This window comes from Streptomyces abyssalis, assembly GCF_001751365.1.
Lineage (GTDB): Bacteria > Actinomycetota > Actinomycetes > Streptomycetales > Streptomycetaceae > Streptomyces > Streptomyces abyssalis.
Map to the genome: position 1 here is coordinate 410859 of NZ_LJGT01000038.1, position 26998 is coordinate 437856.

The 26998-nt window shown below is 71.9% G+C and carries 19 protein-coding genes; 6 read left to right on the forward strand and 13 right to left on the reverse strand.

What is annotated here, in order from left to right:
* Positions 1–134: 134 nt before the first annotated feature.
* Positions 135–2837 carry an excinuclease ABC subunit UvrA gene (gene uvrA / locus AN215_RS09030; protein ID WP_070013105.1) on the forward strand — a complete coding sequence of 901 codons (2703 nt, stop codon included), beginning with the start codon at positions 135–137 and terminating at the stop codon, positions 2835–2837.
* A 121-nt stretch (positions 2838–2958) separates the two neighbouring features.
* On the opposite strand, the gene AN215_RS09035 is transcribed toward uvrA, so the two are convergent.
* From AN215_RS09035 to AN215_RS09075, 9 genes are all read right to left on the reverse strand, one after another.
* Positions 2959–4515: a sodium:solute symporter family protein gene (locus AN215_RS09035; RefSeq protein ID WP_070013104.1), complete on the reverse strand. Its 1557-nt coding sequence runs from the start codon at positions 4513–4515 to the stop codon at positions 2959–2961.
* 321 nt (positions 4516–4836) lie between these two features.
* Entirely contained in the window at positions 4837–5445 is a 609-nt protein-coding gene (locus tag AN215_RS09040) for a TetR/AcrR family transcriptional regulator (RefSeq protein WP_070013103.1), read from the reverse strand.
* Positions 5433–6266 carry an enoyl-CoA hydratase family protein gene (locus AN215_RS09045; RefSeq protein ID WP_070013102.1) on the reverse strand — a complete coding sequence of 278 codons (834 nt, stop codon included), beginning with the start codon at positions 6264–6266 and terminating at the stop codon, positions 5433–5435. The genes AN215_RS09040 and AN215_RS09045 overlap by 13 nt, the downstream gene beginning before the upstream one ends.
* Positions 6267–6445: 179 nt before the next feature.
* Positions 6446–8044 carry a 4-coumarate--CoA ligase family protein gene (locus AN215_RS09050; protein ID WP_070013101.1) on the reverse strand — a complete coding sequence of 533 codons (1599 nt, stop codon included), beginning with the start codon at positions 8042–8044 and terminating at the stop codon, positions 6446–6448.
* A gap of 262 nt (positions 8045–8306) precedes the next feature.
* Complete coding sequence (locus tag AN215_RS09055; protein ID WP_070013100.1) at positions 8307–9479, reverse strand: acyl-CoA dehydrogenase family protein; 1173 nt, start codon at positions 9477–9479, stop codon at positions 8307–8309.
* Positions 9476–11782 (reverse strand): ATP-binding protein, encoded by a 2307-nt coding sequence (locus tag AN215_RS09060; protein ID WP_070013099.1) that lies wholly within the window; start codon positions 11780–11782, stop codon positions 9476–9478. The genes AN215_RS09055 and AN215_RS09060 overlap by 4 nt, the downstream gene beginning before the upstream one ends.
* A gap of 86 nt (positions 11783–11868) precedes the next feature.
* Positions 11869–13470 (reverse strand): acyl-CoA carboxylase subunit beta, encoded by a 1602-nt coding sequence (locus tag AN215_RS09065; RefSeq protein WP_070013098.1) that lies wholly within the window; start codon positions 13468–13470, stop codon positions 11869–11871.
* Entirely contained in the window at positions 13467–15182 is a 1716-nt protein-coding gene (locus AN215_RS09070) for an acyclic terpene utilization AtuA family protein (RefSeq protein ID WP_070013878.1), read from the reverse strand. The genes AN215_RS09065 and AN215_RS09070 overlap by 4 nt, the downstream gene beginning before the upstream one ends.
* A gap of 158 nt (positions 15183–15340) precedes the next feature.
* Positions 15341–16174 carry a TIGR03084 family metal-binding protein gene (locus AN215_RS09075; RefSeq protein ID WP_245694356.1) on the reverse strand — a complete coding sequence of 278 codons (834 nt, stop codon included), beginning with the start codon at positions 16172–16174 and terminating at the stop codon, positions 15341–15343.
* A 181-nt stretch (positions 16175–16355) separates the two neighbouring features.
* Between AN215_RS09075 and AN215_RS09080 the strand changes: the two genes are divergently transcribed.
* Both AN215_RS09080 and AN215_RS09085 read left to right on the forward strand, forming a co-directional pair.
* Entirely contained in the window at positions 16356–16967 is a 612-nt protein-coding gene (locus AN215_RS09080) for a TetR/AcrR family transcriptional regulator (protein ID WP_070013097.1), read from the forward strand.
* Complete coding sequence (locus AN215_RS09085; RefSeq protein WP_070013096.1) at positions 16964–18511, forward strand: MFS transporter; 1548 nt, start codon at positions 16964–16966, stop codon at positions 18509–18511. Before AN215_RS09080 ends, AN215_RS09085 begins: the two co-directional genes overlap by 4 nt.
* A 127-nt stretch (positions 18512–18638) precedes the next feature.
* Here the strand turns inward: AN215_RS09085 and AN215_RS09090 are convergent, their stop codons facing one another.
* Positions 18639–21593: an FAD-binding and (Fe-S)-binding domain-containing protein gene (locus AN215_RS09090; RefSeq protein ID WP_079122836.1), complete on the reverse strand. Its 2955-nt coding sequence runs from the start codon at positions 21591–21593 to the stop codon at positions 18639–18641.
* Between the two features lie 60 nt (positions 21594–21653).
* Entirely contained in the window at positions 21654–22403 is a 750-nt protein-coding gene (locus AN215_RS09095; protein ID WP_079122837.1) for a DUF1990 family protein, read from the reverse strand.
* Positions 22404–22444: 41 nt separating this feature from the next.
* Between AN215_RS09095 and AN215_RS09100 the strand changes: the two genes are divergently transcribed.
* The 3 genes from AN215_RS09100 (at position 22445) to serC (ending at position 24859) form a co-directional block, all read left to right on the forward strand.
* Positions 22445–22705, forward strand: a complete 261-nt coding sequence (locus tag AN215_RS09100) for a hypothetical protein (protein WP_245694358.1) — start codon at positions 22445–22447, stop codon at positions 22703–22705.
* 20 nt (positions 22706–22725) lie between these two features.
* On the forward strand, positions 22726–23487 hold the full coding sequence (locus tag AN215_RS09105; protein WP_070013094.1) for a DUF1990 family protein: 762 nt from the start codon (positions 22726–22728) through the stop codon (positions 23485–23487).
* Positions 23488–23740: 253 nt separating this feature from the next.
* Positions 23741–24859 carry a phosphoserine transaminase gene (gene serC / locus AN215_RS09110; RefSeq protein ID WP_070013093.1) on the forward strand — a complete coding sequence of 373 codons (1119 nt, stop codon included), beginning with the start codon at positions 23741–23743 and terminating at the stop codon, positions 24857–24859.
* A gap of 113 nt (positions 24860–24972) precedes the next feature.
* Here serC and AN215_RS09115 read toward each other — a convergent pair whose 3' ends face one another.
* The gene (locus AN215_RS09115; protein ID WP_079122838.1) at positions 24973–25911 is read right to left on the reverse strand and encodes an ABC transporter permease; all 939 of its coding nucleotides are present in this window, start codon (positions 25909–25911) and stop codon (positions 24973–24975) included.
* Entirely contained in the window at positions 25908–26936 is a 1029-nt protein-coding gene (locus tag AN215_RS09120) for an ATP-binding cassette domain-containing protein (protein WP_070013092.1), read from the reverse strand. Before AN215_RS09120 ends, AN215_RS09115 begins: the two co-directional genes overlap by 4 nt.
* Between the last annotated feature and the right edge of the window lie 62 nt (positions 26937–26998).

A 26998-nucleotide genomic window follows, 5' to 3' on the forward strand; every position in this document is an offset into this window, starting at 1 on the left:
CCGGCCTCCCCCGACCGCGGACCGATGCGCCGCCTTCCGCCGCGATTTGAGACTTGCGCCGGAAGTCATTCGCTGATGCTGGGGCACCTTGCTCACCAAGTCTCAACTAGAGCTTCAATGAGAAACTTTAAAGCATGGATACCGCGGAGAAAGCCACCCAGAATCCGTCTCCCGCACAGATCCGCATCGAGGGCGCGCGCCTGCACAACCTCAAGAACGTGTCCCTGGCCGTACCCAGGAACGCACTCGTCGTACTGACCGGCCTGTCCGGCTCCGGCAAGTCCACGCTGGCCTTCGACACGCTGCACAGGGAAGGCCAGCGGCAGTACCTCGAATCGCTGGGCATGGTCACGATGTTCGTGAGCAAGCCCTCCGTCGACTCCATCAGCGGTCTGTCCCCGTCGATCAGCGTGGACCAGCATCTGACGAACCGCAGCCCCCGCTCGACCGTCGGCACCGTCACCGAGGTCTTCACCTGCCTGCGGCTGCTGTGGGCCCGCATCGGCCGGCGCCCGTGCCCTGCCTGCGGCGGCGACGTCCCGCCCTCGTACGACGTGGCAGGCGACGACGGTCCCGGCGGGGACGACGAGGACCACGGACACGGTGCCGGGCCCGGACACGGTGCCGGGCCCGGACACGACGCCGGCGGCGGGGACGACGAGGACGACGGCGCCCGGCGCAGCGTGCCGTGTCCGCACTGCGGAACTCCGGTGCCCGAGATCGTGATGGGGAACTTCTCCTTCAACAAGCCGGCCGGCGCCTGCGCCACGTGCACCGGTCTCGGCACCGTCTTCCAGGCCGATGTGGAGAGCCTCGTCGACGAGGGCCGCAGCGTCGCCGGAGGCGCCGTACGCGGCTGGCACCCCGTCGTCACCGAGCGCAACGTCGAGGTGTTGCGGGCTGCCGCGCGGCACTACGGCTTCACCTTCGAACCGGACGTTCCCGTCAAGGAGTTCGGGGACGTGCAGCGTGACCTGCTCCTGCACGGTGTCGGCAGCGACGCCTTCCGCGCCCGCTTCCCCGGCACCGAACCCCCGCCGACGGTCGCTCGCGGACGCTTCGAGGGCGTCGTGACGAACATGCTGCGCCGCTACGCCGAACGCATCGACGACTCCGGCTACCGCGAGAAGGCCGAGCGTTCACTGGTCAAGGACGTCTGTCCCGGGTGCGAGGGCACACGCCTGAAGCCGGAGAGCAGGGCCGTGACCGTCGGCGGGCTCAGCCTCCCGGCCGCCGCCCGCATGCCGCTCACCGCGCTGACGGGCTGGGTCGGCGAACTCGCGGACGCCGTCACGGGGAAGGAGCGGCTCGTCACCGAACCCGTCATGGCCGACCTGCGGGAACGACTGCGCCGGCTCGTCGATGTGGGCGTGGGCTATCTGACGCCGGAGCAGGCCACGCCGAGCCTGTCCGCCGGTGAGGCGCAGCGGCTGCGCCTGGCCTCGCTGCTCGGATCGGGACTCACCGGTGTGCTGTACGTACTGGACGAGCCGACCATCGGCCTGCACGCCGCCGACACCGGTCGGCTGGTCCAAGTGCTGCGCGGGCTGCGCGACTTGGGCAACACCGTCCTCGTCATCGAGCACGACCTGGAGATGCTGCGGGCAGCGGACCACGTCATCGACGTCGGGCCGGGCGCGGGACGCGACGGCGGACGCATCGTCGCCCAGGGCACCGCGCAGGACGTGGCCTCGGCACCCGGATCGGTCACCGGCGACTGCCTCTCGGGACGTGTGACCATGCCCCGTCCGCCGGTGCCGCGCACCGGCGACGGCACCTCACTCGTGGTGCGCGGCGCGCGTGCCCACAACCTCAAGAACGTCACGGCGCGGCTGCCGCTCGGGAAGTTCGTCGCGGTGAGCGGGCCGTCGGGATCGGGCAAGTCGTCGCTGCTCTTCGACATCCTCGACCGCGCCGCGCGCAGACGCTTTCACGGTACGGGCGAACCGCCGGGCCCGTACGGGCAGATCGAGGGCTGGGAACACCTGGACAAGGTCATCACGATCGACCAGCGGCCGATCAGCCGCATGCCCAGGTCGAACCCGGCGACGTACTCCGAGGCCTTCACGCCGATACGCGAGGCCTTCGCCGCGACGGCCGCGGCCCGCGAAGCCGGTCTCACGGCCGGGTACTTCTCCCCGAACATGCCGGGCGGACGGTGCGAGCGCTGCACCGGGGCCGGAGTGCTCAGCGTCCAGATGCACTTCCTGCCGGACGTGGAGGTGCGCTGTCCCGAGTGCCGGGGAAGGCGCTTCCGCGGCGAGGTGCTCGCGGCGCGCTACGGAGAGCGAGGGGCGGGGACGAGATCGCGGGAGGCACGAGGGAGGGGGCACGACGTCGCCGAGGTGCTGGAGATGACAGTCGAGGAGGCGCTGGACGTCTTCGCCGAGGTCCCCAGGGCGGCGGCGCGGCTGCGGCGGCTGGACGAAGTCGGCCTCGGCTACCTGCAGTTGGGCCAGCCGGCGAACACGCTGTCGGGCGGTGAGGCGCAGCGCGTGAAGCTCGCGAAAGAGCTAGGGCAGCGCTCGACGGGACGGACGCTCTACCTGCTGGACGAGCCGACGACCGGCCTGCATGTGGCGGACACGGCACGGCTCCTCGGGGTGCTGCAGCAGCTCGTCGACGCGGGCCACACCGTCGTCACCGTTGAGCACGACCTCCACGTCATCGGGGCGGCGGACTGGGTGATCGACCTGGGCCCGGCGGGCGGTGCCGCCGGGGGCGAGATCGTCGCGGAGGGCACTCCGGAACAGGTCGCCCACGTCGCGGCTTCCCGTACGGGAAGGTTCCTGCGCGGGGGTGTGCGGGAAGCGTCGCAGATGACGGGTGACGGGTGACGGGTGACGGGTGACGGCTGACGGCTGACGGCTGACGGCTGACGGCTGACGGCTGACGGCTGACGGCTGACGGCTGACAGATATCAAATACTGTCAGCCGTCATCGCGATCTCCCCCGCCCCTACCGGACCGCCGTCGGCTCCTGCGGTTCGCCGCCCTTGTCCGGGTCGGCGAGGAACTGCCGTTCCAGCGCGAGGCGTTCCTCCTCCGTCGGATCGCTGCCGAGGGAGTCGACCAGCGCCGAACGGTCCGCGCGCGGCTCCGGCCTCAGCAGGCCGATGCCGACGTACAGCACCAGCGAGGTGAGGACCGGGAAGCCGACGGTGGCTGCCTCCGATGCGTTCCCGGCGCCCCAGTAGAGATACGCCCATACCGCGAGCCCGCCCGCCCACGAGGCGATAGCGGCGAGCGGGCCCGTCCGCTTGAACCACGGCAGCAGCCCGAGCATCAGCGGAATGGAGATCGGCCCCATGGTCGCCGCCACGATGCTGACGACGACGGTCATGATGAAGCCGTCCGGGTCGCTGAAGAGCGCCAGCGCCATACTCGACGTCACGAAGGCGACCGTGGTGACGCGCGCGAAGAGCAGCTGGCCGCGCTGCGTCATGCGCTTGATCCGCGGTACGAGCACCGGCGCGAGGTCGCGGGTGATGACGGCGGTGATGACGTTGGAGTCGGAGGCGACCATCGCCATGGTGTGCGAGAAGAACCCGGCGAGCAGCAGACCGATCAGGCCCGTGGGCAGCAGCTCCTGGGCGAGACGGATGTAGGAGTCCTCGGAGTTGTCCAGGCCGGGCACGATGAGCGGCGCCGCGACCATCGGCACGAAGAGGACGAACGGCCAGACCAGCCACAGCGCGCTCGACAGCAGCGCCGACTTGCGGGCCCGGGAGCCGCTGGGGGCGGACATGTAGCGCTGCGCGAGGTTCCACATGCCGCCGTTGTATTCGAAGGTCTTCACCAGCAGGAACGCCAGGAGGAGGCCGGTGGTGACGTTGCCCGCCACGGGGTCGCCGTGCCCGTCCGGCAGTTCGTCGTACATCGTCCACAGGGACGAGACGCCGCCGAGGTGCGCCAGTACGGCGAAGAACATCGCGAACCCGGCCACGGCCTGGATGACGAACTGCCCGAAGTCGGTGAGGACGTCGGCCCACAGGCCGCCGAAGGTCACGTAGAACATGGTGCACACGCCGGTCAGTCCGATGCCCCAGGCCAGTGGGATGTCGGCGAAGCCCTGCAGGAGCACCGCTATCGCGACCCACTTGGCCGCGATGTCGACGACCTTCAGTGCGGCACCGCTGTAGGCGAGCACCTGCTGTGTGGGCAGGTTGTAGCGGACGGCGAGATAGGCGAGCGGCGAGTTGACGCCGTGCTTGGCGCGCAGCCGGTTCCAGCGCGGGGCGAAGAGGAACGCCCCGACGCCGATGCCGAGTCCGATCGTCAGGGCCCACCAGAAGTAGACGGTGACGCCGTGGTCGTACGCGACTGCCGCGAAGGTGACGAACATGATCGCGCTGTAGCCCGACATGTGGTGGGAGATGCCGGAGAGCCACCAGGGCACGCGGCCGCGGGCGGTGAAGAAGTCGGCGACGTTCTCGACGCGGGTCTTGGACCACACCCCGATGCCCAGCATCACGAAGAAGTACGCGCCCACCACGGTCCAGTCCAGTGCGGACATCACGACTCCTCGACGTTGGGTATGCGCCGGCAGGTTCCCGTGCGGTGTCCACCGCTCGGCACTGAGCGCTGCTGCTCACTGGCACGTTCACCGGTGCTCACTGGAGCGCTCACCGATATGTTCACTGACATGAACGCTTGCCAGGTTTATGAATCGAGCGTCACCATAGAAGTGGCCTTGTAGGGCGTCAATACCGCGCACAAGCGCATATCCACGACGGCATCTGGTGATCCGCCGGCACAACACCCCTGCGGCCCCATCCACATCGGTGAATGCGAACCGCAGGGGTGTCGGGGTCGGGGCAGGCGGCCGGGGCGGCCGCTATCGCGCGAGCGCCTCCCGGACGATCGACTCCCACTGCGCGACGACCCGTTCGCGCCGCGCGCTGTCGTCCGTCAGCAGATTCGCCAGACCAAGGCCGCGCGCCATGTCGAGCAGGCCCTGCACCGTCTCGCGCACCCCCGGCACGGACTCGTCGGCACCGAGCAGCTCCAGCGCCATCCGGTGCGTCTCCCGGCCGATGCGTGCCTCCAACGCGGTGACACGCGGGCCCAGTTGGGGCTCGTTCGAGGCCGCGACCCACAGCTGCAGCGCGGCCCGGAAGAGCGGCCCGGTGTAGAGGGACACCAGCATTCCCACGGCCGCCCTCGTGCCGGGCGGGTGGTCCGGGTCCCGCTCGGGCGAGCGCAGCGCCTTGGAACGCTCCTCGGCCACGTACTCCACCGCGGCCGTGAACAGGTCCTCGCGGGTGGGGAAATGGTGCTGCGCCGCGCCCCGTGAGACACCGGCGTGCTCGGCGACGACCGTGACCGTGCTGCCCGTCCAGCCGTGTTCGGCGAGGCAGGTCACGGCCGACTCCAGCAGCCGCTGCCGCGTCGCGCGGCTGCGGTCCTGCTTCGGTTCGGCACCGCGGGTGTTCACAGCACCCATGCGGGCTCCCGTCGTTCGAGGAAAGCGGTCATGCCCTCGCGGGCCTCGTCGGAGGCGAACAGCCGCGCGGACAGCTCCGCGAGGCTATCGCCGTCCCGGTCGAACGCCCGCAGCACCTCCGCCGTGACCAGCCGCTTCGACTCCGCCAGACCCTGCGGCGAGCCTCGCCGCAGGCCGTCGAGGACGGGCTCCAGCAGGGCGTCCATGCCGTCCACGACGTCCACGCCCTCGCCCGCGTCCACACCGGTGCCCGCCGCCACACCGGCGTCCGCGTCCGCCGCCAGTGTCACCAGTCCGATACGCGCCGCCTCGGCGGCCCCGAAGCGCTCGCCGGTGAGGTAGTAGCGGGCGGCGGCACGGGCGTCGAGGCGCGGCAGCAGCGGCATCGAGATCACGGCCGGTGCCACCCCGATGCGCGCCTCGGTGAAGGCGAAGCTCGCGCCCGGCCCGGCGACCGAGATGTCGCAGGCGCCGAGCAGGCCCGTACCGCCGGCCCGTACATGCCCCTCGACGCGTGCGACGACCGGCTTGGGCAGCTCCACGATCGTGCGCAGCAGCGCCGCGAGATCGCCCGGGCTCCCGCTGCCCTCGCGCAGGTCGGCGCCCGCGCAGAAGGTGTTGCCGGTGTGGGTCAGCAGCACCGCCCGTGCCCGCGGATCGGCTGCGGCCTCCTCCAGGCCCGCGTAGAGCTGGGAGACGAGGGCCTTGGAGAGCGCGTTGCGGTTGTGCGGGGAGTCGAGGGTGAGTGTGGTGATGCCACGCTCGTGCGCGCTGCGCACCAACTGCCCCTCGGGGTGTGCCTCTTCGGCGGTTCCGGTCATTCTCGCTCGTCCTCCCGCACTGGTCCGCTGTCATCTGCCGTCAATCGGATGACGGTGACGGTTGACGGGTGACGGGTGACGGATGACAGATGACAGATTTCACCAACTGTCACCCGTCATCACGCCGTCATACCCGGCAATCCGTCACGCCGGTCACACCGGTCACTCCGGTCACGCCGTCATCCCTCGCCCCGCGCCTTCTCCGCCTCCGCCGCGCGCAGTTCGCGCCGGAGGATCTTGCCGCTGAGCGCACGCGGCACGGCCGCCGTGAACTCCAGCCGCCGCACCTTCTTGTACGGGGAGACCCGCTCGGCCACGTACGCCATTACGTCCTCCTCGCTCAGCCGCTCCCCCGCCTCGCCCTGCTGCCGCACGACGAACGCCTTCGGCACCTCGTTGCCCTCTGCGTCCGTCACCCCGATCACCGCGGCGTCGGCGACAGCCGGGTGGGTGAGGAGCACGGCCTCCAGCTCGGCCGGGGCCACCTGGTACCCCTTGTATTTGATCAACTCCTTGACGCGGTCGACGACGTACAGCCATCCGTCCGCGTCCACGCGCCCGATGTCGCCGGTGCGCAGCCATCCTTCGGCGTCGATCATCGCGTCGGTCTCGCCCGTACGCCCCAGGTACCCCTTCATCACCTGCGGCCCGCGGAAGAGCAGTTCGCCCTCCTCGCCCGCGCCGGCGTCGCGGTCGGGGTCCTCGAGGGAGACGACGCGCATCTCGGTGGACGGCAGCAGCTTCCCGACCGCCCCGGGCGGCCCCGACTCGTACCGGGGCACGACGTGCGTGCCGGGCGAGAGCTCGGTCATCCCGTACGCCTGCTTGACCACCGGCACGTTCAGGCGCGTCGCGCAGGCGGCGGCCAGCTCGGCATCCAGCGGCGCCGCCGCGCTGAGGACGAACTCCAGCGACGACAGGTCGTACTTGTCGACGTCGGGGTGCTTGGCCAGGGCGAGCACGATGGGAGGCGCGACATAGAGGACGTTCACGCGGTGCGTCTCGATCGCCGCGAGGAACTGGCCGAGGTCGAAGCGCGGCAGCACCACGACGGATGCGCCCTGGCGCAGCGGTGCGTTGATCAGCGCCGTCAGACCGTAGATGTGGAAGAACGGCAGCACCGCCAGCAGCCGGTCCTCGGGGCCCGCCGGCATCAGGGGGTTGAGCTGGGCGAGGTTGGTGGCGATGTTGCGGTGGGTGAGCATCACGCCCTTCGGCATGGACGTGGTGCCCGAGGAGTACGGCAGTGCGGCCAGGTCGTGCGCCGGGTCGATGACGACCCGCGGCTCGGGAGCCGTGCTGCCGCGCATGTCGAGCACGCTGCGGTGCCCCTCCGCGTGGTCGCACACGAAGATCTCCACCACGCCGCCTGCCCGTTCCGCCGCCTGCCGTGCCGTCTCCAGCAGCGGCGAGACGGTCACGATCCAGCGTGCGCCGGAGTCGCCGAGCTGCCGCGCCAGCTCCTCGGCCGTCGCCAGCGGATGGACGGTGCTCACGGCCGCCCCGGCTCGCGTCGCCCCGTGGAAGACGGCGGGGAAGGCCAGGGTGTTGGGGCTGTGCAGGGCGAGCACGTCGCCCTTGCGCAGCCCGGCCTCCGCCAGCGCGGCGGCGATGCGGCGGGTGAAGGCGTCGAGCTGTGCGTAGGTGAGTGTGGAGCCGTCGACGCCGTCCACGAGCGCCGTCCGTTCGGCGTACAGGCCCGCCGAGTGGCCCAGTACGGCGTCGTGGATGGGTTCGTCCACGAGGGGGACGTCGGCGTACTCGCTGTGGAAAATCATGTGGTCCTCCCGAGCAAGGTGGTCGTCGGCGACGGAGCGGTGGCCTCGGCGGTACGGCGCGGTGCGCACGGGGCCTGGTGCGGTGCGCACGCCTGGTGCGGTGCGTGCGGCGCGGCGCACCCGGTTCGTGCGGTGCCGTCCGTGGTGCCGTCCGTTCCGCCGTCCGTTCCGCCGTCGGCGAAATGACCGGAGATGCCCCACAGTCTCCTTCGTGGCGTCCCTCCTCAGAAGCCCCCGGCGCGGCCGGGCCCGTCGGCGCCGCTCAGTACGACTTCGGCAGGCCGAGCGTCTGGTGCGAGACGAAGTTCAGCACCATCTCGCGGCTGACCGGCGCGATGCGGCCGACGCGCGCCGCCGTGATCAGGGAGGCGATGCCGTACTCCTTCGTGAGCCCGTTGCCGCCGAGGGTGTGCACCGCCTGGTCGACGGCCTTCACGCACGCCTCCCCGGCCGCGTACTTCGCCATGTTGGCCGCCTCGCCCGCGCCCATGTCGTCGCCCGCGTCGTAGAGCGCGGCGGCTTTGGTCATCATCAGCCGGGCGAGCTCCAGCTCGATGTGCGCCTGGGCGAGCGGGTGCGCGATGGCCTGGTGGCTGCCGATGGGTTCCTTCCACACCTGGCGCGTACGGGCGTAGTCCAGCGCCCGGTCGATCGCGTGGCGGCCCATGCCGATGCCGAAGGCGGCCGTCATGATGCGCTCGGGGTTGAGGCCCGCGAAGAGCTGGAGCAGCCCCGCGTCCTCTCCCTGTCCTCCGCCGACGAGCGCGTCCGCCGGCAGCCGCACGTCGTCCAGTACGAGTTCGAACTGCTTCTCCGGCGCGGCCAGTTCCATCTCGATGGGGCTGCGCGTGAAGCCGGGTGCGTCGCGCGGGACGATGAACAGGCAGGGCTTGAGCTTGCCCGTACGTTCGTCCTCGGTGCGGCCGACGACGAGCGTGGCGTCGGCGATGTCGACGCCCGAGATGAAGACCTTGCGGCCGGTGAGCAGCCAGTCCTCACCTTCCCTGCGTGCCGTGGTGGTGATGCGGTGGGAGTTGGACCCGGCGTCGGGTTCGGTGATGCCGAACGCCATCTTGCGGCTGCCGTCGGCCAGTCCGGGCAGCCATTCGCGCTTCTGCTCCTCGGTGCCGAAGCGGGCGATGACGGTGCCGCAGATCGCCGGCGAGACGACCAGCATCAGCAGCGGGCAGCCGGCTGCTCCCAACTCCTCCAGGACGATGGCCAGTTCGGTTATGCCGCCGCCTCCGCCGCCGTACTCCTCGGGGAGGTTGACGCCGAGATACCCGAGCGACGCCGCTTCGGCCCACAGCTCGTCCGTGTGCTTGCCCTCCGCGACGACGCCGGTGAAGTACTCGCGTCCGAAGCGCTTGCCGAGCGCCGCGACGGCGGCTCGCAGGTCACGCTGTTCCTCGGTCTCCAGCAGGGCATTGGTCATGACGGCTCCTTCGGGGCGGCGGACTGTGCTGCTTCCGTACGACGGGCTTCTGCGGACTCGGTTGCCGGGAACTCGGTTACCTGGGACTCGGTTGCCGGGAACTGGGTTGCCGGGGATTCCGTTGCTGCGGACTCCGACTCCCGGGACTCGGCTCTTACGGGCTCTGTCTCCGCGGCGGTGTCTGTACCGGGGGCCGCCCCGTCCTCGCTGACGACGGCGAGCAGTTCGCCCACCTCGACCTGGCGGCCCGCCTCCGCGTGGAGGGCGGTGAGCGTGCCGGACGCGGGCGCGACGACCTTGTGCTCCATCTTCATCGCCTCCAGCCACAGCAGCGGCTCCCCCGCCTTGACGGTGACGCCGACGGCCAGCCCGGGCACGACGCGGGCCACGGCACCCGGCATCGGCGCCAGCAGCGAACCGGGCTCGTTCGCGGTCTCCGGCTCACGGAGCCGGGGCAGCGCGGTGAAGGCGTGGCAGCCCAGGGGCGGCGGCGCGTCCACGTACACATGCGAGCCGTCCTCCCCGTAGCGCGCCACGGCGAAGTCCCGGCGCACACCGTCGACTTCGAGTGAGACGTGGTCGGGTGCCGCGTGCAGCAGGCGCAGCTTCACCCCTGGGAAGCCGCCGTCCGGGAGGAGCAGTCCGCCCCTGGTGAGGCGGTAGCGGATCTCGGTCTCCTCCTGGGAGGGCTCGGCCCGGTACGTCTTCGACTGGGGGTGTGCGGGCACGTTGCGCCAGCCACCGAGCCGCGCGGAGACGGTGCCGCCGGCGGTCCGTGACCGCTCCGCGTCGGCCAGCGCGGCGGCCAGCGCGGCCAGCCTCCCCCTGGGCCTCGCGGCCCGGGTGGTACCCCCGGGGCGGCCCGCGGAGGTGCCCGTCCCGGCCCCGCCCCCGGCCCCGGCGGCGTCCGGGCCGCCGCCGTCCAGGTCCTCGGTGAGCGAGTCCAGGTTCCGGTCGTAGAAGCCGGTGTCGAGGCGGCCCTCCGCGAAGTCCGGGTGCCGCAGCGACCGTACGAGCAGCTCACGGTTGGTCACCGGCCCGTGCACCTGTGCGCGCTCCAGCGCGGACGCCAGCCTGCGTACGGCCTCGCGCCGCGTGGGCGCCCATGCCACGACCTTGGCCAGCATCGGGTCGTAGTGCACGCCGATCACGTCGCCGTCCGCGACGCCGCTGTCCAGCCGGATGCCGCCCTGCCCGTGCCCGCCGGCGCCCGCGACGCGCAGACAGTGCAGCGTGCCGGTCTGCGGCTGCCAGCCACGGGCCGGGTCCTCCGCGTAGAGGCGGGCCTCGACGGCGTGCCCGCGGGGGGAGGGCGGCCCCTCCGGGTCCAGCGGCTCGCCCTCGGCCACCCGGATCTGCAGCGCGACGAGATCCACACCGTGCACGCACTCGGTGACGGGATGCTCGACCTGGAGCCGGGTGTTCATCTCCAGGAAGTACGCGCGGGAGCCCTCCCCGGACTCCCGCGTCCCCGTGCCCTGCACGTCGCCACCGGTGACCAGGAACTCCACCGTGCCGGCGCCCCGGTAGTCCACGGCACGTGCCGCGTCGGCCGCCGACTTGTGCAGCAGGTCGCGCAGTTCACCGCTCAGGCCCGGTGCGGGAGCCTCCTCGACGACCTTCTGGTGGCGCCGCTGGAGCGAGCAGTCGCGGGTGCCCAACGTCCACACCGCGCCGTGCGCGTCGGCGAGGATCTGCACCTCCACGTGGCGTCCGCGCTCGACGTACGGCTCGACGAAGACCTCGCCGTCGCCGAAAGCGGCTGCCGCCTCCGCCTTCGCCGCGGCGATCTCCCCTTCCAGCGCGGCGAGTTCACGCACGACGCGCATGCCACGTCCGCCGCCGCCCGCCGCGGCCTTCACCAGCAGCGGCAGGTCGCTCTCGCGCGCCTCCTGCGTACGTACGGGCTCCAGCAGCGGCACTCCGGCCTCGCCCATCAGCTTCTTCGCACGCGTCTTGGACGCCATCGCCTCGATCGCCTCCGGAGGCGGGCCGATCCACACCAGACCCGCGTCGCGCACGGCACGTGCGAACCCGGCGTTCTCGGAGAGGAATCCGTAGCCCGGGTGCACAGCGTCCGCCCCGGACGCCAGCGCCGCCGCGACGATCAGGTCGCCCCGGAGATAGGTGTCCGCGGGCGCGTCGCCGGGGAGCCGCACCGCCGCGTCCGCCTCCCGTACGTGCGGCGCGTCCGCGTCGGAGTCCGAGTGGACGGCGACCGTGGCGACGCCCAGCTCCGCGCACGTACGGAAGACGCGTCGGGCGATCTCGCCACGGTTCGCGACCAGCACCGATGTGATCATTCTCTGCTCCACTCCGCCGCCCCTCGCAGCACTCACAGCTCCCGCAGGACTCACAGCTCCCGCAGCTCCCGGCACCGTCCCAGCCCTCACATCCGGAAGACGCCGAAGCCGCCGCGCGCTCCCTCGACGGGCGCCGTGTGGATGGCGGACAGACACAGACCCAGCACCGTGCGGGTGTCGCGCGGGTCGATCACACCGTCGTCGTAGAGCCGTCCCGACAGGAACATCGGCAGCGACTCCGCCTCGATCTGCTGCTCGACCATGGCGCGGAGTCCGGCGTCGGCCTCCTCGTCGAACGGCTTGCCCTTCGCCGCCGCCGACTCCCGCATGACGATCGACATCACACCCGCGAGCTGCTGCGGGCCCATGACGGCGGACTTGGCGCTCGGCCAGGCGAACAGGAACCGCGGGTCGTAGGCCCGTCCGCACATGCCGTAGTGGCCGGCTCCGTAGCTGGCGCCCATCAGCACCGACAGATGCGGCACCTTCGAGTTCGACACGGCGTTGATCATCATCGCGCCGTGCTTGATGATGCCGCCCTGCTCGTACTCCTTGCCGACCATGTAGCCGGTGGTGTTGTGCAGGAACAGCAGCGGGATGTCGCGCTGGTTGGCGAGCTGGATGAACTGCGTGGCCTTCTGCGACTCCTCGCTGAAGAGCACACCCTGCGCGTTGGCGAGGACGCCCAGCGGATAGCCGTGCAGCTCCGCCCAGCCCGTCACGAGGCTCGTGCCGTAGCGGGGCTTGAACTCGTCGAAGTCGGAGCCGTCGACGATACGGGCGACGACCTCGCGCGGGTCGAAGGGCGTCTTCAGGTCTCCGGGGACGATGCCGAGGAGCTCGTCCTCGTCGTACTTCGGAGGCGCCGCCGGGAAGGCCGGACTGCCGTGCGCCTTGCGCCAGTTGAGGCGGGCGACGACGCGGCGGGCCTGGCGCAGCGCGTCCGGCTCGTCCAGCGCGAAGTAGTCGCCGAGGCCGGAGACGCGGGTGTGCATGTCCGCACCGCCGAGCTCCTCGTCGCCGGACTCCTCGCCGGTGGCCATCTTCACCAGCGGCGGGCCGCCGAGGAACACCTTCGACTGCTCCTTGACCATGATCACGTGGTCGGACATGCCGGGTACGTACGCGCCTCCGGCCGTCGAGTTGCCGAACACGACGGCCAGCGTGGGGATTCCGGCCTCGGACAGCCGCGTGAGGTCGCGGAAGAGCGCCCCGCCGGGGATGAAGATCTCCTTCTGGCTGGGCAGGTCCGCGCCGCCGGACTCGACGAGGCTGATGCACGGCAGCCGGTTGGCGTAGGCGATCTCGTTGGCGCGCAGGGCCTTCTTCAGCGTCCACGGGTTGCTGGCGCCGCCCCGTACGGTCGGGTCGTTCGCCGTGATCAGGCACTCGACGCCCTCGACGACGCCGATGCCCGTCACCAGCGAGGCCCCGACCGCGTAGTCGCTGCCCCAGCCCGCCAGGGGCGACAGCTCCAGGAAGGGCGTGTCCGGGTCGAGCAGCAACTCGATGCGTTCGCGGGCGAGCAACTTGCCGCGCCCGCGGTGGCGTTCGGTGTACTTCTCACCTCCGCCAGCGACGGACTTGGCGAGTTCCGCGTCGAGTTCTGCGATCCTCTCCAGCATCTGCCGCCGGTGTCCGGCGTACTCGCCGCCCGACACGTCCAGCGCCGAGGTCAGTGCACTCACGGGAGAAGCCCTTCCGGTATGTCGGTGTGGCGGGAACGCAGCCATTCGCCCAGCGCCTTGGCCTGCGGATCGAAGCGCGCCTGGGAGGCGACGCCCTCACCGAGCAGGCCGTCGACGACGAAGTTGACGGCGCGGAGGTTGGGGAGGACGTGGCGGGTGACGGACAGATGACGGATTTCAGGTAGCAGATGACAGATTTCATCAACTGTCAGCGTATGGACCAGCCACCGCCATGCGTCCTCCCCGAGATCCCCGCGCACCCACACCCCCACGTTCGCACTGCCGCCCTTGTCCCCGCTGCGCGCTCCCACCAGCTCGCCCAGCGGCATCCTGCGCACCGGCCCGTACGCGTCGGAGGACAGGGGCTCCGGCAGTGCGGGCTCCTCCACAGGGACGAGATCCTGCGTCTTCTCCGGCGCCGGTACGTCCACCTTCCCGCTGCCTTCGGCGGATGGTGACCCCAGCCCGTCCGGCAGCACCGCGACGTGCGGCACACGGTCCGCGTCGATCCAGGCGGCCTCGAACACCCCGTACGGAGAGCCCTTTCCGGGCGGCGCCGTCACGTGGAAGCCGGGAAAGCTCGCCAGCGCAAGTTCGATCGCGGCGCCGCTCACGGCCCGCCCCACGGCCTCCTCGGAGGGGTCACGCACGACCATCCGCAGCATCGCGCTCGCCTCCTCCTGAACGGGCGCGTCGGCGTGGTCGGTACGGGCGAGGGTCCAGGTCACCTCCGCCGGCGGCCGCCCGCCGCCCTCCCGGCCGGGTCCCGCCGGCCCCGCCTCCATCTGCCGCCGCACCAGCGCCGCCTTGGCCTCGATGTCGAGGCCGGTCAGCACGAACGTGACCTCGTTGCGCCAGCCGCCGAGCCTGGTCAGGCCGACCTTGAGCCGGGGCGGCGGCGCCTCTCCCCGTACGCCGTCGATCCGCACCCGGTCCGGGCCCTCCTGCGACAGGCTCACCGAGTCCAGCCGTGCCGTCACGTCCGGTCCGGCGTAGCGCGCGCCCGCCGTCTCGTACAGGAGCTGGGCGGTGACCGTGCCGGTAGTCACCGCGCCGCCGGTGCCGGGGTGTTTGGTGATGACGGCGCTTCCGTCCCGCGCGATCTCGGCGAGGGGGAAGCCGGGGTGCGTCACATCGAGGTTCTCCCGTGCGAAGAGGGCGTAGTTGCCGCCGGTGGCCTGAGCGCCGCACTCCAGTACGTGTCCCGCGGTCACCGCTCCGGCGAGCGCGTCCCAGTCGTCGCCCGCCCAGCCGAAGTGCGCGGCCGCCGCCCCGCTCACCAGCGCGGCGTCCGTCACCCGGCCGGTCACCACGATGTCGGCGCCGGCCCGCAGGCACTCGGCGATGCCGCCGCCGCCCAGGTAGGCGTTGGCCGTCAGCACGCCCTCGCCCCAGCCGCCGTGTCCGCCGCCCAGTGCCAGTACGTCGTCGCCCTCGACGTGCGCGACGGCGGCCGGCACACCGGTGCGCTCGCTCAACTCCCGTACGGCGTCGGCCAGTCCGGCAGGATTGAGACCACCCGCGTTGACGACGATCCGCACTCCGCGGTCCATCGCGAGTCCGAGCCCCGTCTCCAGCTGCCGCAGAAAGGTCTTCGCATAGCCGCGCGAGGGGTCCTTCAGCCGGTCCCGCCCGAGGATCAGCATCGTCAGCTCGGCGAGATAGTCCCCGGTCAGCACGTCGAGCCGGCCGCCGGTGAGCATCTCCTCCATGGCACGGAAGCGGTCGCCGTAGAAGCCGGAGCAGTTGCCGATGCGCAGCACGTCCGCCGCGCCGACCGCCCCGCCAGTCGTTGCCCTCGCGGCGCCGCTCGCCGTCCGGCTCGCCGTCCCGCCCTCGGACTCGCTCCCGGTCCCGCTCGCCGCGCCGCTCACCGCTGTGCCTCCTTGCGCTCGCGGCCTTCGCCCGGCGGGCCCGCGAAGGCCTGGGCGATCTCCAGCCACCGCTGTGCGTCCGCCCCTTCGGCCCGCAGGCCGGCGTCGTCCCGGTGGACCCGCTGCGTCACGAGCCGGCAGAAGCCGACGGCGTCGCCGGTCACGCGCTGCGCCGCGTCCTCGGGACCGTGCGCCCACAACTGGCCGCCGGGGCCGACCAGTTCCACGCGGAAGGGTTCGGACGGGGGCTCGAGGCCGCGCACGGCGTAGGCGAAGTCCCGTGCCCGCACGCCGATCCGTACGACGTGACGGAGCCGCTGCGTCGGATCGCGGGGCACGCCGAGGGCTTCGGCGACGTCCTCGCCGTGGGCCCAGGTCTCCATGATCCGCGCGGTCGCCATCCCCGCGGCGCTCATCGACGGCCCGTACCAGGCGATCCGGCGGCCCTGCGGCACTCCCCCCAGCACCCGCAGCAACTCTTCGCGCCCTGCGCGCCACCGCTCCAGGAGCCGGTCCGGCGGCTGCGCGGCGCCGGCTTCCGCACCCTCGTCGACGAAGGTGTCCGGCGCCGCCAGCGCGGCCTGTGAGGCCTCGCGGAAAGCGGGTTCGTCCGTCGCGGCCAGCAGCGACTGCTCGTCGGTCCAGGCGAGATGGGCGATCTGGTGGGCGACCGTCCAGCGGGGGGCCGGTGTCGGCAGAGCCCACGCCTCCGCGTCGAGCCCGGCCACCAGCCCTTCCAGGGCCTCGCCTTCGTCCCGCAGATCCGCGAGGACGGCCTCGGTGACGCCTGCGTCGCCCGTACCGGTACCCGCACTCGAACTCTCGGCCACCACCACGCACCCTCCTCGTCGAGTTCGGGACCCCATGAGCGTGACAGCGGACAGCGAAACAATCAAGCGTGCTTGTTATTTCTCTCCGGCCCGGAACGAGGCGGCGGACCCGGCCGAGTTTCTTGTACGGATGTACATGTACACTCGCACTAGTACATCCGTACAAGAAGAAGGGACCGCGATGCCAGGCCCGTCCACGACGCCCTCGTCCACCGGCTCCGAACAGCCCGCTTCCCGCAGCCGGCGCGACCCGCAGGCACGCCGGCGGGCGATCATTCAGGCCGCGGCCGACCTCCTGATCGAGGAGGGCGGCGGCAACATCACCCACCGGCGGGTCGCCGAGCGCGCCGAGGTGCCGCTCGGAGCGACCACGTACTACTTCAAGACGCTCGACGAGCTGCGCGAGGCAGGCCTCGAACTCCTGGCGGACGAGGTCGAGGAGGTTCTCGGGGACGTACGGCGCGAGGCGGCGGAGGCGCAGGGCGACCCCGAGGTCCTCGCCCGGCTCCTGCACGACTACCTCGCCGACCGCGAGAGCGTGCGGGCCGACACCGCCCTGTACTGCGCCGCGATCCAGCGCCCCGAACTGCGTCCGCTGGCGATGCGCTGGTTCGACGGGATGGTCGAGTTGCTGTCCGACTGGACCGACCCGGCCACGGCGCGGCTGGTGGCCACGTTCGCCGACGGCGTCAGCCTCCACGCGACGGTCCACGACGAGCCGCTGAGTCTCGCGGACCTCACCCGCGTCTTCACCGCCCTGATGCGTCCGCACCCCGCCGAGGAGGAGAAGTGACCGCCGTACGGACCGAGGAGCAGGCCCCCTCACCGCTGAGTGCCGGGCGGCGCTGGGGGGCGCTGGTGGTGCTGTCCGCCAGCCTCCTCGTGATCGTCATGGATATGACGATCCTCAACGTCGCCCTGCCGCACATAACCGCCGAACTCGCCCCCACCGCCGCCCAGCAGCTCTGGATCGTCGACATCTACTCGCTGATCCTGGCCGGCCTGCTCGTCCCCGTCAGCGCGCTGGCCGACCGCTACGGACGCAAGCGCACACTGCTGACCGGATACCTGTTCTTCGGCGGGTTCTCGCTGGCCATCCTGGCCGTCGACAGCCCGGCGGGAGTGATCCTGATCCGGGCGCTGCTCGGCGGCGCCGGTGCCATGATCATGCCGACGACGCTGTCGATGATCCGCGTGCTCTTCACCGACCCGAAGGAGCGCGCCACCGCCCTCGGCATATGGGCCGCGATCTCGGCTGTCGGCATGGCGGTCGGGCCGGTCGTCGGGGGTCTCCTCCTGGAGCACGTCTCCTGGCAGTCGGCGTTCCTGATCAACGTGCCGCTGATGGCCGTGGCGGTCCTCGCCGGCCTGTTCCTGCTGTCCGAGTACCGCACGAAGGCCAAGCCGCGCTGGGACATGGCCGGCACGCTCGCCTCGATCGCGGGCATGGTCGCGCTGGTCTGGTCGGTCAAGCACTTCGCGGAGAAGGGCTTCCATGACGCCGCGTCATGGGCCGCGCTCGCGGCGGCAGTCCTGATCCTGGGCTGGTTCGTACGCCGATGCCTGAACCGGCCGGACCCGATGCTGGACCTGCGGCTCTTCCGCAGGCCGCCGTTCACCGCGGGCATCCTGGCCGCGCTCGCCTCGATGTTCGCCATGGGTGCGCTCCTGCTGCTGGTCGCCCAGTGGCTGCAGCTCGTCGACGGCCGCTCCCCCATTCAGGCAGGCGTCGCCCTGCTGCCGGCCGCCATAGCCATGGGTGTGGTCTCACCGATCGCCCCGGCGCTCGCCGCCCGGATCGGCGCCCGGAACGTCCTCGGCGGCGGCCTCGCAGTCGCCGGACTGGGGTTCCTCGTCATCTGCGTGGCGCCCAGTCCGCTCGGGTACTCCTGGATCGCGCTGTCCCTGGCGCTGCTCGGCGGAGGCGGCAGCTCGCTGGCGGTCGCGTCGGCGATCGTCATGTCCGGCACCCCGCAGGAGAAAGCCGGCAACGCCGCCGCCCTGGAGGAGACGTCCTACGAGTTCGGCAGCGTGCTCGGTGTGGCCGTTCTCGGCAGCATCGCCTCCGCCGCCTACAAGTCCCACCTCGGCGGCGCCGTCCTGTCCGCGCTGGGCCTCAGCCACGCCCAGGCGGACGCCGCACGGGAATCCCTCGGCGGAGCCATGGAGATCGCCGCGCTGACGGGTTCGTCCGCCCTGGCGGACCGCGCCGCCGACGCCTTCACGGACTCCCTCACCCTCACGGGGCTCGTCGGCTTCTTCATCATGACCGGAGCCGCCGTCGTCGCCGCTGTGCTCGTCCCCCGCGACCTCGACATCACCAAGCAGACCCACTGACCGTCACCCACTGAGCGTCCGGCAAGCCACGGGGCTCCGGTCGGCGGTCCTCGTGACCGCGTGAGGCCCTCGTCCTCAACGACCGGAGCCCGGAGGCACGGCCTGCCGGTTCACCGGTGTCCGGCCTTCACCCGTCCCGCGCGTCCAGCCTTTCCGCCAGCACCTCCGCCAGATGCCGGCTGCGGTGACCGCCGAGCTGCTCCAGCTGCGTACGGCACGAGTAGCCGTCGGCCAGCAGCTCCGTGCCGGGCGCCGCCTGCCGTACGGCGGGCAGCAGTTGGTCCTCGGCGCAGGCCGCCGACACCTCGTAGTGCCCCTTCTCGAAGCCGAAGTTGCCCGCGAGGCCGCAGCAGCCCTTGCTCAACTCACCTGTCAGCCCGGCCCGTTCGCGCAGCCGCCGGTCCTCCGCGTCGCCGATGACGGCGTGCTGGTGGCAGTGGGTCTGGCCCGCGACGGGACGGCCGACACGTGGCGGCTCCCAGTCCGGGGCGTACTCCTCCAGCGTCTGCGCGAACGTCCGTACGGCTCCGGCAAGCCGCCGCGCACGCGGGTCGTCGCCCAGCAGCTCCGGTACGTCCGTCCGCAGGGCGGCGGCGCACGGCGGCTCCAGGACGGTGACCGGCAGACCCGCGTCCAGGGCGGGCTCGATGCGGTCCAGGGTGCGGCGCATCACCTCACGCGCCCGGTCGAGCTGGCCCGTGGAGACGTACGTGAGGCCGCAGCACACCTGCCTGTCCGGGACGGCCACCCGCAGACCGGCGTCCTCCAGCACCCGCACGGCGGCCGAACCGGCCTCGGGCGACAGGTAGTTGGTGAAGGTGTCCGGCCACAGCACGATCTCCCGCCCGGCACCCGCACCCCGCGCACCCCCGCGCGCCCTCCTGCGCCACCACCGCGTGAACGGCTCGCGCGGCAGCGCGGGGATGTCCCGTTCCGGCGCGATGCCGCCGAGCCGCTTCGCCACGGCCGCCAACGGCCGTACGCGGGCTGCCGCGTTGAGCAGCGGAACCATCCGGCTCGCCGCGGCCAGCCGGAGCCACTGCGGCAGCCGCCCCATCGAGTGGTGGGCCATCGGCCGGCGCCTGCCCTCGTAGTGGTGGTGCATGAACTCGGCCTTGTACGTGGCCATGTCGACGCCCACCGGGCAGTCGCTGCGGCAGCCCTTGCACGAGAGACACAGGTCGAGGGCCTCCCGCACCTCTTCCGACTGCCAGCCGTCGGTGACCACTTCACCCGCGAGCATCTCGTGCAGCAGCCGCGCACGTCCGCGCGTGGAGTGCTGTTCCTCGCCGGTCGCGCGGAACGACGGGCACATCACGCTCGAACCGGCGTCCGTGTTACGGCACTTGGCGACGCCCACGCAGCGGCGCACCGCCGCCGAGAAGTCGCCGCCGTCGTGCGGGTAGCCGAACTCCACGTCGACCGGCTCGCGCGGCAGCGGCGCGAAGCGCAGGTTCTCGTCGATGCGCGCGGGCCGCACCAGCATTCCCGGGTTGAGCCCGCCGTCCGGGTCCCACATGTCCTTGAAGCGTCCGAAGAGGCCGACCATCTCCTCCCCGTACATCCTCGGCAGCAGTTCGGCGCGCGCCTGCCCGTCGCCGTGTTCGCCGGAGAGGGAACCGCCGTGCGCGACGACGGTGTCGGCCAGGTCCGCCGAGAAATCGCGGAAGCGCCGGATGCCCGCCTCGCTCATCAGGTCGAAGTCGATGCGTACGTGGATGCAGCCGTCGCCGAAGTGCCCGTACGGCAGTCCGTGCAGCCCGTGCTGTCGCAGCAGCGCCCTGAAGTCCCGCAGATACGCGCCCAGCCGGGGCGGCGGAACCGCGCAGTCCTCCCAGCCGGGCCACGCCTCGCGGTCCACTCCGCCGGAACCGTCGGCCTGGGTGGCGTCCCCGGACAGGGGAAGCCGCGTCGCCGTGCCGGAGGCGTCCTCGCGGATGCGCCACAGCGCGCGCTGCGCCGCCGCCTCGACGACGAGGCTGTGGTCGGTCGTGCCGTCAGCGGCGGCGGCCCGGCACAGCTCCCCGGCCCGTGAGCGCGCGTGCGCCTCGTCGTCGCCCCCGATCTCGACGAACAGCCAGGCACCGCCGCGCGGCAGTCCGCTCCTGGCCGCGTCCGAGACGAGGTCGTTCGCCATGCCCTCGACGGTCAGCGGTCCGTACGGAAGGAGCCCCGCCGCGGCCTCCGCCGCCGCGCTCTCGTCCGCGTATCCGAGCACGGCGAGCACGCGCGCCCCAGGCACCGGCACGAGCGAGACGCGTGCCCGCGTCAGGACGCCCAGCGTCCCCTCGCTGCCGGTGAAGACGCGGGCCCAGTCCTCGCCCTTCTCGGGCAGCAGCTCGTCCAGGGCGTAACCGGAGATGCGGCGCGGCAGTTCGGGGAAGCCGGTGCGCAGCCGCGACAGCTCCTCCCGCACCAGCGCACGGGCGTCCTCGCGCAGCGCGGACGGCACGCCCTCACCGCCGCGGGCGAGCGTCATCCGCCGCCCGCCGTAGCCGGTCACCTCCAGCTCGCGCACGTTGTCGGCCGTCGTGCCCCAGGCGACGGAGTGCGAGCCGCAGGAGTTGTTGCCGATCATCCCGCCGAGGGTGCAGCGGCTGTGCGTGGAGGGATCGGGCCCGAAGGTCAGCCCGTGCGGCGCGGCGGCGTCACGCAGCCGGTCGAGGATCACGCCGGGCTGTACGAGCGCGGTGCGCGTCTCCGGGTCGACGGACTCGATGCGGTCCATGTGCCGGGTGAAGTCGAGCACCACTCCGGTCCCGGTGGCCTGCCCCGCGATGGACGTACCGGCGCCGCGTGCCAGCACGGGCACACCCCGCTCGCGGCAGACGGCCAGCACCGCCTCGACGTCGTCCGCGTCGCGGGGCGCGACCACGCCCAGCGGCACGCGCCTGTAGTTCGAGGCGTCCATGGTGAACAGCGAGCGCGTGCCGGTGCCGAACTCGACCTCTCCGCCTCGCAGCGCCTGCCGCAGCGCGCCTTCGACCTCGCGTGCCCGTTCGGCCTCGCGCGCCCGCTCCCGCTCGCCTGCCTGTCCGTCTGCCCGTCCGTCTGCCGCCACCCGCGCCTGTGCATGTGCCATGCCACCAGCGTGCACGGTGATCGTGCCTGAGGGGCACCCTCCCCACCGACCCGTCCGCCTTCAGCGCCCGTCGGCGTCCCGGCAGAGCCCGGCCGGGACTCCCCGGGTCTCGATCACGACGCCGCCGGAGGGACGCCCGCCGGAGAAGGCGGCGGCGTTGAGGCAGAAGTGCACCCACATGTTGAACTGGATCTCCTTGGCCACCCGCAGCCGGCTGTAGAGCAGCGCCGCCATCCGGTCCCCGGCCCGCGACCACGCCTCGACCTGGAACTCGAGTGCGCCGTCACCGGTGGCGCGCGCGCTGAACTGAATCTGCCCCGCCTCCAGATGGCCCCGCAGGGTGCCGAGCCTGAAGGAGGCCGGACCGCTGTGCACGACGCGTACGGGCCCGTCCCAGGGGCCCGGCATCTGCACCCGGTACTCGTCGCCGACGCGCAGCTTCCCCCTCTCACCGCGGGTCTTGACGAAGACCGCGACGGTCCACGGGGCGGCCCGGTTCGGGTTCGCCGCCACGGTGGCGGCCAGCTCACCGGCGCTCATCCGCGCCCCGACGATGCGGACCCTGAATCGGCGGTGGAACATCGGCCCGACGCCGTCGGAGAGCAGCTTGCTCCGCTCGTCCACGGCGTCCGGCGGGATGGGCGGCGGCAGATCGCCCTCGTCGCCGCGCGTCTCGCTCCGGTGGAGGGCCGTGATGCGCCAGAAGTACTGCCATGAGACCAGCAGGATGCCGGCCGGAAGCCGCAGCAGGGTCCCGGCCCGCCGCCTGAGAGTCACACCACCGGACGAGGCTCTGCGGAGTGCGCTCATGCGGCTTATGACACCATATGAGCGATACATGAGCGATCTGGATGTCCGAGGAACGGCCGCCCGCCGGGGCGGCGAAGGAGGTCGTCATGCGGACCGGACGCCTGCTGCGGATGCTCGGTCTGCGAAGCGGGCACCTGGAAGCCGCGTCCCTGGGCTCGATCGCGCTCTGCGTGGCCCTGTGGTCGCGCGCCGCGAGTGTGGACCAGGACGAGCGCGGCAACGCGGAACGCCGCGCACTCTTCGTCTCCATGTGGGCTCCGATGCTGTGGCTGATGAGTCAGTCGCTGCGGGAGTTCGACTGACCCCGAAGGCCCGGCCCTGAATGATCCGTGAGCGACGCCTGCGCCGTGAGCGTGCGGTCAGGACGCTGCGCGCCCTCCGCGGCCTCGGCGTCAACTACGCGGAGCCGCCGCCGGACCCCGCCCCCGCCTCCGGCTGGCAATTCGACACGCTCGTGCAGGCGCTGCCCGCGGAGCCCGCCGGGGCGCCGGCCGCGGGAGGCCCGTGGGAGACGGCGTGCCGTCTCGTGCGCGACTACCAGTTCGCCGATCCCCGCATCCTGCGCGCTCTCTACGACGCCGGAGAGCCGCTGCCGGGACGGAACATGCTCCTCGAAGGCCGCTTCTGCGGGCTGCGCTTCGACATGGGCGTACGCGTCACCTCCGTGACGGACGTCACGCGCGGCTCGGACGCGGGCGCACGCCGCGTCTGGGGCTGGAGCTACCGCACGCTCGACGGCCACCTGGAAGAGGGCGAGCTCACATACGAGGTCGTCAAGCATCTGGCCACGGGCCGCGTGGACTTCGTCATCGCCGGATACTCCCGCCGCGCCCCGATCCGCAGTCCCCTGATCCGGTACGGCTTTCTGCTCTTCGGACGTCTCACACAGCGCCGCTTCTACCGCCGCAGCGGACGGCGGCTGCGCAGACTGCTGCTCCAGGAGCTGGACGGGGCTCCGCCGTCGGTGCCCGAGCCCCACCCGTACGGCGGCGGCGTCGTGATCGCCCCCGGTCCCGGAGCCCCCGGACGGGAAGGGCGGGGAGGACGAGTCGGACGAGGCGGACGAGGAGCGGGCGCCTCCTGAACCCGTCCGCAGTCGTTCGGCACCCGCGTGGTTGAACAAGCCGTGAACGGAGACCCGAGTCTGTGCATCTCGCAGCGCTGCACGGGATGAAGGCGCCGGCAGTTGAGAACACAGCACCGGCCGCCGGCCCCCTCCGCGGAGGTACATGCCTTCCGTGGAGGGGGACTCCACCAGACCCGGCCCGAGCAGGGCGTTCGTCTCACCCGCTGGACCACCTGCCGTGCCATGTGAAGGAACGCACTAGGCTGCCTGTGTGGCTGATCTCCAGATTCCCGCTGACATCAAGCCCGCCGACGGTCGATTCGGCTCGGGCCCGTCCAAGGTGCGTACGGAGGCGCTGAACGCGCTGGCTGCCACCGGCACATCACTTCTCGGCACCTCACACCGCCAGGCCCCGGTGAAGAACCTCGTCGGCCGGGTGCGTGAGGGCGTCAAGGACCTGTTCCAGCTGCCGGAGGGCTACGAAGTGGTCCTCGGCAACGGCGGTACGACCGCCTTCTGGGACATCGCGACGCACGGGCTGATCGAGTCCAGGTCGCAGCACCTCTCCTTCGGCGAGTTCTCCAGCAAGTTCGCTAAGGCCTCCAAGCAGGCACCGTGGCTGGGCGAGCCCACGGTGATCGAGTCGGAGCCCGGCACCCACCCGGCTCCGCGGGCCGAAGCCGGCACCGACGTCTACGCCTTCACCCACAACGAGACATCCACCGGCGTCGCCATGCCCATCCGGCGTGTGGCGGGTGCCGACGACGGCGCGCTGGTGCTCGTCGACGCCACCTCCGGCGCGGGCGGTCTCCCGGTCGACGTGCGCGAGAGCGACGTGTACTACTTCGCCCCGCAGAAGTCCTTCGCGTCCGAGGGCGGCCTGTGGATCGCCGTCTTCTCGCCCGCCGCGATCGAGCGTGCGGAGCGCCTGGCCGCGTCCGACCGGCACATCCCGGCGTTCTTCGACCTGCAGACCGCGATCGACAACTCCCGCAAGAACCAGACGTACAACACTCCCGCCGTCTCCACTCTCTTCCTGCTGAACGACCAGCTGGAGTGGATCAACGGCCAGGGCGGCCTGGACTGGGCGGTGCGCCGCACCGCGACGTCCTCCCGGACGCTGTACGGATGGGCCGAGGACGCCAAGTTCGCCTCGCCCTTCGTCTCCGACCCGGCGCAGCGCTCGCAGGTGGTCGGCACGATCGACTTCGGCGACGACGTCGACGCCGCGGCCGTCGCCAAGGTGCTCCGCGCCAACGGCGTGGTCGACACGGAGCCCTACCGCAAGCTGGGGCGCAACCAGCTCCGCGTGGCGATGTTCCCCGCCGTCGAACCCTCCGACGTCGAGGCGCTCACACGCTGCGTGGACTACGTCATCGAGAACCAGTAGGCAGCGCGCACGGACAGGAGGCGGGCCCGGGCGTCGTGAGAACGCCCGGGCCCGCCTCGCTCGCCCGCACCACCGGGTATCAGCCACCGCCGGGTGCCGGGCGCCGCCGGGTGTCAGGCCGAGAGCCGCTGGAACTTCCGTACGGCCAGCGGCAGGAAGACCGCCGTGATGACCAGCGGCGAGACCACGGCCATCAGCGCCGAGTTCTGCTCGATCCAGCTGCTCCCCACCGGCAGCGGGTTCCCGTACAGCTCGCGGACGGCGTTCGAGGTGGCGGAGACCGGGTTCCACATGGCGATGGCGCCCAGCCAGTCCGGCATCGCCGACGGCGGCGTGAAGACGCTGGAGATCATCCCGAACGGGAAGGCCACGGCGAAGAGATTGCCCGCCACCTCCTGGTTCGGGGCGATCAAGCCGAGCCAGACCCCGACCCAGATGAGTGAGAAGCGCAGGAGGAGGAGCAGCGCGAAGGCGTACACCGTCGCGAACAGCCCTCCGTCCGAGCGCCAGCCCACGACGAGCGCGATCCCCGCCATCACCAGCAGGTCGAGCGCGGCGTGCAGGACGTCGGAGACGCCGCGCCCCGTGACGACCGCCGAGGGCGCCATCGGCATGGAGCGGAAGCGGTCGGTGACGCCGCGTTCCTTGTCGATGACGACGCTCATCGCGGTGTTCATGAAGCCGAAGGCCATCGTCATCGCGAACATGCCGGGCATCGCGTAGTCCTTGTAGTCCACGCCCTCGCCGACGTCCATCGCGCTGCCGAAGACGAAGACGAAGAGCAGGACGGAGACGATCGGGAAGCCCAACTGCCAGGCGATGACCGAGGGTTGCTTGGCGAGGTGGGTCAGGTCCCGCCGTACGACCGTCCAGCAGTCGGCCAGCGCCCAGTACAGGCGCCGCTCCCCGGCCGAGCCGTGCGCGGGCGGCGGCAGCGGAGCGCCCGGGCCGGCGGCGGTCGCGGCCGCGGTCCCGCCGGGGGTTCCGGCCGCGGTTGCTGCGGTGGTCCCGTCGGTGGTTCCGGTGACGGTTCCGGTGACGTCGCTGCTCATGCTGCGGCCTCCTGCTTCTCCCGGGTCAGCGTCAGGAAGACCTCGTCCAGCGTGGGCCGGCGCAGACCGATGTCCTCGACGGTGATGCCGGCCTCCTGCAGGCCGCGCGCGACCTCCGTCAGTGCGGCCACGCCCTCCCCGGCGGGGACGGACGCATGGATGCGCCCGGTCGCGTCCTCGGTCTCCGGTTCGCTGCCCTCGGCAGCGACCCTGGCCACGGCCTTGACGATGTCCGGCATGTCGGCGGCCTCGCGGGCCATCACCTCGATGCGGTCCCCTCCGATCGCCCGCTTCAGGGCCGCGGGCGTGGGCGTCTCGCCACCGAAGGCGGGCGAGGAGTCGGTGACGTTACGGCCGCGGTCGATGACCGCGATGCGGTCCGCCAGCTTGTCGGCCTCGTCCAGATAGTGCGTCGTCAGCAGCACGGTCGTGCCGGTCTCCGTCAGCGACCGCACCGCCTGCCACACCTCGCTGCGCCCTCGCGGGTCCAGTCCGGTCGTCGGCTCGTCCAGGAAGAGCACCTCCGGGGCGAGGATCATGCTGGAGGCGAGGTCGAGGCGGCGGCGCATGCCGCCGCTGAAGTTCTTGGGCTGCTGCCCGGCGGCGTCGCTCAGGCCGAACTGCTCCAGCAGCTCGCCCGCGCGGAGCCGCGCCCGCGCACGGCCGAGGTGGAACAGCCGCCCGAACATCTCCAGGTTCTGACGGGCGGTCATGATCTCGTCGACCGCCGGGTGCTGCCCGGCGAGGCCGATGCTGCGGCGCACCTCGCGGGGCCGGCTCGTCACGTCGTGGCCGCCGACGCCGGCGCTGCCGCCGTCGGCCCTGCTGAGGGTGCACAGGATGCGCACCGCCGTCGTCTTGCCCGCGCCGTTCGGGCCGAGCAGGCCGAAGACGGTGCCGCGCGGCACCGCCAGGTCCAGGCCGTCCAGTGCGCGCTTGTCGCCGTAGTTCTTGCGCAGCCCCTGGGCGACGACCGAGAACTCCCGGCCGCCCGCCGGCGGGGCCTCCCCCGGTGTGGTTGTCACAGCTGCTCCCCCCTTGCTTCCGGGCAGTGCGCACTGCACGCACTGCGGGCCAGAGAAATTGG